This window comes from Siansivirga zeaxanthinifaciens CC-SAMT-1 (genome assembly GCF_000941055.1).
Lineage (GTDB): Bacteria > Bacteroidota > Bacteroidia > Flavobacteriales > Flavobacteriaceae > Siansivirga > Siansivirga zeaxanthinifaciens.
The window spans coordinates 1,514,394-1,525,927 of record NZ_CP007202.1 but is presented as its reverse complement, the minus strand read 5'-3'; the positions used below and the strand labels follow the sequence as shown (position 1 = coordinate 1,525,927).

General features: G+C 32.9%; 9 protein-coding genes. 5 read left to right on the top strand and 4 right to left on the bottom strand.

The window, feature by feature from the left end:
- Positions 1-81: 81 nt before the first annotated feature.
- Both AW14_RS06830 and recR read right to left on the bottom strand, forming a co-directional pair.
- Positions 82-1,185, bottom strand: a complete 1,104-nt coding sequence (locus AW14_RS06830) for a glycosyltransferase family 2 protein (protein WP_044638135.1) — start codon at positions 1,183-1,185, stop codon at positions 82-84.
- A 56-nt stretch (positions 1,186-1,241) separates the two neighbouring features.
- The gene (gene recR / locus AW14_RS06825) at positions 1,242-1,859 is read right to left on the bottom strand and encodes a recombination mediator RecR (protein WP_044638134.1); all 618 of its coding nucleotides are present in this window, start codon (positions 1,857-1,859) and stop codon (positions 1,242-1,244) included.
- Positions 1,860-1,974: 115 nt separating this feature from the next.
- On the opposite strand from recR, the gene AW14_RS06820 reads away from it, so the two are divergent.
- On the top strand, positions 1,975-3,423 hold the full coding sequence (locus AW14_RS06820) for a sodium:solute symporter (RefSeq protein ID WP_044638133.1): 1,449 nt from the start codon (positions 1,975-1,977) through the stop codon (positions 3,421-3,423).
- Here the strand turns inward: AW14_RS06820 and AW14_RS06815 are convergent.
- Both AW14_RS06815 and AW14_RS06810 read right to left on the bottom strand, forming a co-directional pair.
- A complete protein-coding gene (locus AW14_RS06815) occupies positions 3,394-3,756 on the bottom strand; it encodes a CoA-binding protein (RefSeq protein ID WP_044638132.1) in 363 nt (120 codons plus the stop codon). The two genes, AW14_RS06820 and AW14_RS06815, sit on opposite strands and share 30 nt — an antisense overlap.
- Positions 3,757-4,366: 610 nt before the next feature.
- Positions 4,367-5,377, bottom strand: a complete 1,011-nt coding sequence (locus AW14_RS06810; RefSeq protein ID WP_044638131.1) for a 3-oxoacyl-ACP synthase III family protein — start codon at positions 5,375-5,377, stop codon at positions 4,367-4,369.
- A 193-nt stretch (positions 5,378-5,570) separates the two neighbouring features.
- On the opposite strand from AW14_RS06810, the gene htpG reads away from it, so the two are divergent.
- From htpG to AW14_RS06790, 4 genes are all read left to right on the top strand, one after another.
- Entirely contained in the window at positions 5,571-7,478 is a 1,908-nt protein-coding gene (gene htpG / locus AW14_RS06805) for a molecular chaperone HtpG (protein ID WP_044638130.1), read from the top strand.
- Between the two features lie 151 nt (positions 7,479-7,629).
- Complete coding sequence (locus AW14_RS06800) at positions 7,630-8,241, top strand: YkgJ family cysteine cluster protein (protein ID WP_044638129.1); 612 nt, start codon at positions 7,630-7,632, stop codon at positions 8,239-8,241.
- A gap of 46 nt (positions 8,242-8,287) precedes the next feature.
- Entirely contained in the window at positions 8,288-10,489 is a 2,202-nt protein-coding gene (locus tag AW14_RS06795) for a B12-binding domain-containing radical SAM protein (protein ID WP_044638128.1), read from the top strand.
- 83 nt (positions 10,490-10,572) lie between these two features.
- Positions 10,573-11,532 (top strand): tRNA dihydrouridine synthase, encoded by a 960-nt coding sequence (locus AW14_RS06790; RefSeq protein ID WP_044638127.1) that lies wholly within the window; start codon positions 10,573-10,575, stop codon positions 11,530-11,532.
- The last annotated feature ends 2 nt before the right edge of the window (positions 11,533-11,534 follow it).

Here is an 11,534-nt window from a genome sequence, read left to right as displayed (position 1 = left end):
CAATGTAATACTTACTTTTTTAATTCCGTTTGCAAAATTACTTAAAAATCATGGAATCCTTTAAATAATTTTCAACTAAAACTATTTAAACTTTAGAATTTCACCTCTTACAAATCCGCTATCACTACCCAATATAAATTTAGATTTTTCGGGTAAAATCTTATAAGTCACTTTTTTATTCCTTATAAAATTATCTTCAATGAGTTGGATAATTTTTTTGTAAGATAAAAAATTCCCGTCCAAAATAACCTCAATATTGTCTTCGTTTATATCTAACTTATCCTTTAATACCAATGGTTTTTTTAAAGAATTCTTTAGATTTTCATTTATTTCATCTGAAATGAGAACATAATTAGAAATATTCTTTTTGTGAATTTTTGGAATTTTCCTGAAGAAATAGAAAAACTTGATGCCAAGCCAAACAACCAAATCAAAAAACAGGTTTGTTTTAAAATGTTTTTCATAAAAAATTTGCATGGCACCATAAAACCTTCTGGCATAATGCTTATCTTTTAATGTACTTTCGCCTTTAAAATGAATCGCCGTTAATTCTCCAAAATAGTAATTTTTATAGCCCGCCTTTAAAACCTTGTACGACAAATCGATATCTTCGCCATACATAAAATAATCTTCGTCAAAACCTTGTACTTCATCAAAAACGGTTTTCTTTAAAAACATAAATGCACCAACCAAAATATCAACCTGTCCAACAGCATTGGCCTCTAGATGATTCGCATAGTATTTTTTTGGTCGCCCTAATATTTTACTTAATGAAACACTAACATAAGGAATATTACGTTTGCTTTCTGGTAAAAAAAGACCGGAACCATTAACCAGTTTACAGCCTACTATTCCTAATTTATCTTTGCTTTGAGAAAATTTTAATAAGGCATCAAACGTATCTTCGGCTACAACAGTATCTGGATTTAATATACAAATAAACTCGCCTTTTGCTTGTGCTACGGCTAAATTATTGGCTTTAGAAAAGCCTAAATTTTCTTTGTTTTGTATTAAAAGTATTTCGGGAAATAATTTAAGGACCATATCGCAACTATGGTCTTTGGAATTGTTATCGACCACTATAATCTCTGCGTCAAGATTTTTTATGGCAGCCTGTACACTTTTTATACATAATTCTAAAAAGTGGCGTACGTTATAATTTAAAATGATTACCGAAAGTTTCAATTGGCTATTAATATTTTAGGGTCGCTTTTTGGTTAATTTTCAATATATAAATGAATTTAAAGTTTTAAAGAATTCTCAAAAGGCACACGATTTACTATACTTCTGCTTAAGGTAATTTCGTCGGCATACTCTAATTCGTCACCTACAGAGATTCCTCTGGCAATAGTTGAAGTAAAAATATTATAGTCTTGAATTTGTTTAAAAATATAAAAATTGGTTGTGTCACCTTCCATAGTAGAACTTAACGCAAAAAACAATTCTTTTATTTTACCTTCTTTCACTTTATCTACTAGAGACTGTACATTTAAATCATGAGGTCCAATACCATCCATTGGTGAAATTTTGCCACCAAGAACATGGTATAAGCCTTTAAAGGAATTTGTGTTTTCAATAGCCATAACGTCGCGAACATCTTCAACAACACATACAATAGATTGATCTCTAACGGGATTGGAACATATTTCACAAATTTCTACATCGCTAATATTATAACACGACTTACAAAACTTAACGTCGTTTCGCATATTAAGCAAGGCTTCAGATAGGGCTGTTGCTTGCTCTTTGGGTTGTTTTAACATATGCAAAACCAAACGCAATGCCGTACGCTTACCAATACCAGGTAATTGCGACATTTCGTTAACTGCTCGTTCTAACAACTTCGATGAAAATTCCATGGCTGCGAATTTAACACATTTAAAATAAATTCAAATAACCGATTGGCTTTTAATATAAAAATTTGACCCCGATAGCTTTAAACTATTTTGTATTTTGGCTGAAAATTCAAAATAAATGTCTGCTACGCAAATCTTATTTCTTATTGCTGCCTATTTTATTGTATTAATACTAATTTCTTATTTCACAGGAAAGGAAGACTCTAACGAAGCCTTTTTTAAAGCCAATAAATCGGCACCATGGTATTTAGTAGCATTTGGCATGATTGGCGCTTCACTATCGGGCGTTACCTTTATATCGGTTCCCGGTGCTGTAGAAGCCAATCAATTTGGGTATTTACAAGTGGTTTTTGGGTATTTTTTTGGATACTTAGTAATCGCCTACGTGCTTTTACCTATTTATTACAAACTTAATTTAACTTCTATCTACACCTATTTAAGAGATCGGTTTGGGGTAACCAGCTACAAAACAGGCTCTACCGCCTTTTTAATTTCAAGAATTGTTGGCGCCTCTTTTAGATTGTTTTTGGTTGCAAAAGTTTTACAGTTATTAGTTTTTAACCACTTTCACATTCCCTTCTTTATAACGGTAATTATAACCATACTTCTTATTTGGCTTTACACGTTTAAAGGCGGTATTAAAACGATTATTTTTACAGATACACTACAAACACTTTTCATGCTTGTTTCTGTGGTGGTTACTATAAGTTTTTTGGCTTCGGCATTAGATTTAAATAGTATTTCAGATATCTACACCAATGTTAAAGAAAGTGCTTTATCTAAAGTTTTCTTTTTTGAAAACATAAACGACCCCCAATTTTTTATTAAAAGCTTTTTATCTGGCATGTTTATAACCATTACAATGACAGGATTAGACCAGGATATGATGCAAAAAAACCTAACCTGCAAAAATATTAAGGACGCACAAAAAAACATGATCTCATTTAGTGTCGTTTTAATTTTTGTAAACATCCTTTTTTTAATTCTGGGATTGTTGCTTACCCAATATGCAAGTTCACATAACCTCTTAGTTAGTAAAGATAACCTCTTCCCTACCATAGCCATGTTACCAGAGATTGGCATGGTAACATCGGGATTTTTTATTCTAGGTCTTATCGCTGCAGCCTACAGCAGTGCAGATTCGGCTTTAACATCGTTAACCACCGCTTTTTGTATTGATATTGTTGAAATTGACAAAAAACCAGAGGCTTCACAAAAAAGAATACGGAAACAAATTCATGGTTTTATAAGCGCTTTATTGGTAATTGTGATTATTATTTTTGATGCGCTTTTTAAAGACGTTTCTGTAATTTGGGAATTATTTAAAGCCGCTGGATACACTTATGGTCCGTTGCTAGGTTTATTTGCATTCGGAATTTTAACAAAATCTGAAATTAAAGATAAATACGTTTGGATTATAGCTTTAATTGCTCCAATCCTATCATTTTATATAAATAAATATTCGCCCGATTTACTTAATGGCTATCAAATTGGTTTTGAAATCCTTTTAATTAATGGCTTATTAACTTTTATTGGTTTAAAATTGATTAGTAGAAAGCAAAACTAAGGTGCAAGCCACCTCATAATTTATGTTGTTTTCATCTAAAATTTTATAAAATTCGGAATTTTCTGTACCTGGGTTAAAAATTACACGTTTTGGCTTTAACGATACAATATAATCGTAGTAAGCTATTTGATTTTGAGGATTAAGATATAACGTAACCGTATGAATGTCTTTATAATCGACCAAATCTTTAGAGATAAAAACACCAGCAACCTCACCAGATTTCAAACCCAATGCCACAACTTCAATATTTGAATTTTTTAATTTTCGAATAGCAAAATTTGAATACCTATCTGGTTTTAATGAAGCTCCTACTACTAAAGTTTTTTTATTCATATTACTTATTTTTTTAATTTTTTTGATGAAAAACGAGGGGAAAACACCCAAAACATATTGAAAATGTGAAGTTTATGCATTTTTATCTTGATTAATTCAAATTAAATAATTAAATTAAACCTCATCTAATATTTATCTGTTTCATTTTATTTGAATTAGTCACTCTTTAAATTAAACAAAATATTAGATAATTCCCCTAAGAAATACTTACTTCAATTAATATGCTTTGTAAAAAACCATCAAGTAACATTGATGGTTTTTTTTATATATAATTAAAAAAAATTACTTTTTCGTACAATAAAATTGTAAACCATACGTTACAAAAAAACATACATAACTACTACATACAATATATAATTATTTAGAGTTAGTCACCTTCACATTATAAAATTTAGTAAAGTTTGTGTGTTTTTTTAGATAAACTCGAAACAATTTTTGTTTCGGTTTTTTTTTAATGTTAAATGAAGTTAAAAAAACAAGGTTAATACAATAATTTGGAAGTTTTTACGTGTTATAAGTATGATTCTTCACAATTTTTTAGTGTTAGTTGAAGTTGATTAATAGCTAGAAAAACCCAAAACCACTTCGTTTTGGGTTTTTTAATATTGTTTTACCATTTAATAATGACACTACCCCAAGTAAAACCACTTCCAAAGGCTGCCAATACAACGGTATCACCTTCTTTTATTTTACCTTCTTCCCATGCTTCTGTTAAAGCTATAGGAATCGAAGCTGCTGTGGTGTTTCCATACTTTTGAATATTATTAAAAACCTGATCGTCATTAAGTTTAAACTTTTTCTGAATAAACTGTGCAATCCTCAAATTGGCCTGATGCGGAATTAACATATCAATAGCATCCACCTGAAGATTATTTTTAATTAAACCTTCCATAATGACTTCACTAAAACGAACCACCGCATTTTTAAATACAAATTGTCCATTCATGTAAGGAAAATAACTTTCGTCGTTAGGGTCGTTATCTTTTAAAATGTCATTCACCCAACGCTTACCCAGCCCGGGGGCAATAAGTACCAATTCTTCGGCATGTTCGCCTTCACTGTGTAAATGGGTCGATAAAATGCCTTTGCTATTATTTTCTTCGCGTGTTAAAACGGCAGCCCCGGCTCCATCTCCAAAAATAACCGATACACTTCTTCCGCGAGTTGTTTTGTCTAAACCATGCGAATGCAATTCACTACCAATAACAAGTATATTTTTATACATGCCCGTTTTAATAAAATTATCGGCAACCGACAGCGCATATACAAAGCCCGAACATTGGTTACGTACATCTAAGGCGCCAACTGTTTTAATACCCAAAGCATGCTGTACTTGCACGCCAGGACCAGGAAAATACATATCGGGACTCAACGTAGCAAACACAATAAAATCGATATCATCTTTATCAATTCCAGCGCGTTCAATGGCGATTTTCGCTGCCTTAACGCCCATAGTTGCTGTAGTGTCGCCAGAACCTTCTTTTACCCAACGGCGTTCCTTAATGCCTGTGCGCTCTTGTATCCATGCATCATTGGTATCCATCATTTTAGACAAATCGTTATTTGTAACTACATTGTCTGGCACATATTTACCTAAGCCAATTATTTTAGAATTGTACATATCATATTTAGTTTTAGTAACACAAAGTACAACAACTATAAGTAAATATCAAACTAGAAATTATACTTCAGTAAAATTAAAACAGTGTCAGTTTGTCACTTTTTAAGTCTTGGTACTTTTTTTGACTAAAATCATTTTATAAAATTAAGTTAAACAGTTTTCGCTTTCGCGGAAAAAAAAATAGAAATCAATTATGGCAACAGGAAACATTAATGTATCGGTAGAGAATATCTTTCCGCTTATTAAAAAATTCTTATACAGCGACCACGAAATATTTTTACGTGAGTTAATTAGTAATGGTACAGATGCAACATTAAAACTAAAGCATTTAACAAGCATTGGAGAGTCTAAATCGGAATATGGCAATCCTCAAATAGAAGTTAAAATTGATAAAGAAGGCAAAAAGCTTCATATTATAGACCAAGGTTTAGGTATGACTGCCGAAGAAGTTGAAAAATACATTAACCAAGTGGCATTTTCTGGTGCCGAAGAGTTTCTAGATAAATATAAAGATTCTGCTAAAGATGCTGGTATTATTGGTCATTTTGGTCTCGGATTTTACTCGGCATTTATGGTTGCCGAAAAGGTTGAAATTTTAACCAAATCGCATACAGGTGCTCTTGCGGCACATTGGACTTGCGACGGTTCGCCAGAATTCACGCTAGAAGAAGGCACTAAAGAAGACAGAGGTACCGAGATTATTCTTCACATTGCAGAAGACTCAACCGAATTTCTTGAAGAATCTCGTATTCGTGAGCTGCTTTTAAAATACAATAAGTTTATGCCTATTCCAATTAAATTTGGAACTAAAGAAATAAACGATCCAGACCACGAACCAGCAACTATTACAGACAAAGACGGTAAAGAAACCAAAGAACCTCAGCGTAAAATTACGGTAGACAATATTATTAACAATCCGAATCCTGCTTGGACAAAACAACCAGCCGATTTAGAAGATGAAGATTATAAAAACTTCTATCGCGAATTGTACCCAATGCAATTCGAAGAGCCTTTATTCAATATTCACTTAAATGTTGATTATCCGTTCAATCTTACAGGAATTTTATATTTCCCAAAGATGGGTCAGGATATGAACATCCAAAAAGATAAAATTCAGTTATATCAAAACCAGGTATATGTTACCGATAATGTAGAAGGTATTGTTCCTGAGTTTTTAACTATGCTTCGTGGTGTTATCGATTCACCAGATATTCCATTAAACGTATCGCGTTCTTACCTTCAAGCCGATGGTGCTGTTAAAAAGATTTCATCTTATATTACCAGAAAAGTAGCCGATAAATTAAAATCACTTTTCAACAACAATCGTGAGGAATTTGAAGCTAAATGGAACGATATAAAAATTGTGATTGAATACGGTATGCTTTCAGAAGAAAAATTCTTCGAAAAAGCCGATGCTTTTGCATTATACCCAACAGTAGATGATACATATTACACCTACGAAGAATTATTCAATAAAATAAAAGCAAATCAAACCGATAAAGACGGTAAATTGGTTATTCTTTATGCATCCGATAAAGATGCGCAACACACCTATATCGAGGCTGCTAAAGCTAAAAACTATGAAGTTTTACTGTTAGATTCGCCTATTGTATCGCATTTAATTCAGAAATTAGAAAGCACCAAAGAGAATATTTCTTTTGCACGTGTAGATGGCGATCACATTGATAATTTAATTAAGAAAGATGAAAGTGCCATTTCTAAATTAGACGATGAACAGAAAAAAACGCTGGAAGATTTATTAAAAGAAGTTATTCCTTCTGAAAAATTCATGGTACAATTAGAAGCTATGGATAGCGAAGCATCGCCATTTATAATCACCCAACCAGAATTTATGCGCCGTATGAAAGAAATGCAAGCTACAGGTGGCGGTATGAATATGTTTGGAAACATGCCAGAAATGTACAACTTGGTTGTAAACACCAATTCGGCATTAGTTAGCGATATTTTAGCTACCGAAGACAAAGAAAACCAAGAGCGTTTAATTAATCAGAGTTTAGATTTAGCACGTTTAGCGCAAGGTTTACTAAAAGGAAAAGAACTTAGCGAATTTATTAAACGCAGTTATCAAATGATTAAGTAACAGGCTTTGTCATGCTGAACATGTTCAGTATTCTATATATTTCCAAAACCACCTCCACTTAAAGAGGTGGTTTTTTTCTTCTTCAAAAAAAAGAAATTAACAACTAAAAATTGAATCATAATATAGCGTACATTCGATAAAAATTTCACTAATGTCTATTGAACGCAAAGTAAGGGCTGTTCTGAATTTATTCGAACAACTTGATTTAGAAATTTCAGAATTTCAAAACAAAACACACTTGCATTGTTTAACGGGTTGTGGTAACTGCTGTACCAACCCAAGCATTGAAGCTTCTCCATTAGAAATGCTTCCTTTAGCGTTTCATTTATTTTTAATTGGTCAAGCCGAAAGCACTTTGGCAGAGTTAAAAACCAAAGAAAAAAATTCACTTTGCCATCTTTACAGTTCGTTAAATGTTATCGATAATACTTTAGGACGTTGTAACAACTATAAATACCGTGGGTTAATTTGCAGACTTTTTGGATACGCCGCTACGCGAGATAAGTACGGCAAACAACGTTTGGTTACTTGTAAAATTATTAAAGAAAATCAAATTGAAGGTGTAAAAAACGCCAATGAAGCTATCGCAAACGGACTTTATGTGCCTATGTTCACAGATTACTACATGCAGTTATCGCAAATAGATTTTAAACTAGGCAACATAATTACACATATAAACCAGGCTTTAAAATTAGCAATAGAAGAAGTTTTACAATATTACGCTTACAGGCCTTTTCCGGGTGGCTTAGAAAACATAGCCTAAAAAAGCCGCTTTTAAACTATATTTGCTACAATTATTTTATAGCATTTTGAAAGACCTACTACTTATAACGCCACCATTTACCCAATTAAATACTCCGTATCCTGCAACCATGTATTTAAAAGGGTTTTTAAATACGAAACAAATTAGTTCGTTTCAAATGGATTTGGGCATCGAGGTTATTCTTGAATTGTTTTCTAAAGAAACATTTAAAGAAATTTTTGAAATAGCTTTTGAAAATAAAACCATTATTTCAGAAAATTGCCATCGTATTTTCGCCTTAAAAGATAATTATTTACAACACTTAAACGATGTTATTGCTTTCCTTCAAGGAAAAAAACCAAGCTTTGCCAGACAAATTTTCACTGCTAATTTTTTGCCTCAGGCAAGCCGATTTAACCAGTTAGACGATTTAGAATGGGCTTTTGGCACGATGGGCATGCAGGATAAAGCCAAGCATTTAGCAACTTTATATCTAGAAGATTTATCTGATTTTATAATTGAATGCATCGATCCTAATTTTGGTTTTAGTCGTTATGCCGAGCGTCTGGGACAAAGCGCCAATAGTTTCGACGAACTTTATAATAATTTACTGGAAGAACCCACGTATATTGATAGTATCACTTTAAACATTCTTGAAGAAAAACTACATACTGTAAAACCCAAATTGGTTTGTTTTTCGGTGCCTTTCCCTGGTAATTTATACAGTGCGTTTCGATGTGCAAAACAAATAAAAACAAATCATCCTGACATTAAAATTGCCATGGGTGGCGGATTCCCAAATACCGAATTACGCTCTGTTACAGACAAGAGAGTGTTTGATTTTTTTGATTTTATAACTCTAGATGATGGCGAATTGCCTATTGAATTACTTTACAAACATGTCTGTCACACTGAGCGCAATCAAAATAACTCTACTGAATTTAAACGTACCTTTGTTTTAGAAAATGAAGAAGTTGTTTATAAAAATAACTCTACAAGACCCGATTACAAACAAAATGAAGTTGGCACACCCGATTACTCCGATTTAAAATTAGAGCATTACATTTCGGTTATTGAAATAGCCAACCCCATGCATAGTCTTTGGAGTGATGGCCGATGGAACAAACTCACCATGGCACATGGTTGCTATTGGGGGAAATGTACATTTTGCGATATTTCATTAGATTATATAAAAATTTACGAACCTGTAGCTGCCAAACTTTTGGTAGACCGCATGGAACAGCTTATAGCGCAAACAGGCGAAACGGGGTTTCATTTTGTAGATGAAGCTGCACCACCATCGTTAATGAAAGCGCTGGCTTTAGAAATTATAAAACGCCAATTAACTGTTACTTGGTGGACCAATATTAGGTTTGAAAAAAACTTCACAAAAGATCTTTGTGTGCTATTAAAAGCTTCGGGTTGTATAGCCGTTTCGGGTGGCTTGGAAGTAGCTTCCGATAGATTATTAAAACTTATCGATAAAGGCGTAACCGTCGAGCAAGTCGCCCAGGTTACCAGAAATTTTACTGAAGCCAACATGATGGTTCATGCCTATTTAATGTATGGATACCCTACTCAAACCGTAAAAGAAACCATCGATAGTTTAGAAATGGTGCGTCAACTTTTTGAAATTGGTATTTTACAATCTGGTTTTTGGCATCAGTTTGCTCTAACAGCCCATAGTCCCGTTGGTTTAAATCCAAACGATTATCATATCACGCCCAACTATAAAAACATAACATTTGCAAACAACGATGTTGAGTTCACAGACCAAACAGGTATCGACCATAACCAATTTAGTTTTGGTTTAAAAAAATCGCTTTTTAATTACATGCACGGCATTGGGTTTGAACTACCATTGCAAGAATGGTTCGATTTTAAAATACCTAATACCAGTATTCATCCAGATTATATCTACAATTGTTTAGAAACTCCAACCGATTTCCAAATAAAACCAACAGCTAAAATTGTTTGGTTGGGTTCAAAACCAACGGTTAAAGAATTTTCTAAAACTAAAAGAGGCAAAACGCGATATTCGCTTCAATTATCATTTCATACAACAACCGAAACTTTTAGTATTACTACCGAAAAAGATAAAGGCACTTGGCTTATCGAACAATTAGAAAGCTTGGGTGTTCAAAACGAATCATTAATCTCTTTTTCTCAATTGAAAAAAAATTTCGAAACCAGTTTTGAAGATTTCGAATTATTCTGGTTCTCGAAACCTATAAATACATTACGAGCGTACGGATTGTTAGTGTTATAAATCATTTTTAAAATTAGGTTTAACCTCAACTAAATCGTATTTCAAAAAAAGTTATAACTATCTTTGACCATCAAAATTTTTAAATGGCATTTACCTTACTTTCGTCACCACTTCAAGGCTTTACCGATTTCAGATTTCGCAATGCGTTTCAAGAATATTTTGGAGGGATTGATACGTTTTATTCGCCTTATATTCGTTTAAACGGACAGTTTAAAATAAAAACTTCGTATCAAAACGATTTACTTTTAGAAAACAACACCACCTTAGAGGTGATACCGCAGGTAATTACCAACGATGCCGACGAGTTTTTATTTGTTGCCAAATATGTACAAAGTTTAGGCTATAAAGAATTGAACTGGAATTTAGGCTGTCCTTACCCTATGGTTGCTAAATCTGGCATGGGTTCTGGACTTATTTGTCAGCCTTCAAAAATTGACACCATTCTAAAAAGAGCTCATACCGAAACCGATATTTTAGTTTCTATGAAAATGCGAATGGGTTACGAAAATGCCGAAGAAATACTAGATGTTTTTCCAATTTTAGATGCCTATCCGCTTAAAAACATTGCTATTCATGCCCGAATTGGCAAGCAACTTTACAAAGGCCCGGTAGATTTAGAGGCGTTCGAAAAATGTATAGGAGCCACTAAACACAAACTCTATTACAATGGAGATATTACCAGTGTTTCGGCGTTTAAAACCTTTCAAAATCTATTTCCTAGTATCGACCATTATATGATTGATAGGGGGTTAATTGCCGATCCGTTTTTACCTCAAATGATAAAAAACGACACCACCGAATATCCTAAAAATCGTTGGGACATTTTTGAAGAATTCCATAATACAATTTACAAACAATACGACGAATATCTTTCTGGACCTACGCCAATTAAAATGAAAATGTTAGGTTTTTGGGAATTCTTTTCACAGTCGTGTTCCAATCCGCAAAAAACTTATAAAGCCATAAAAAAAGCTACAAACCCAAGAAAATACCAAGCAACAGTAAGCGAAATTTTAAACAACGAAAAAAAATTACAAAATTAAAA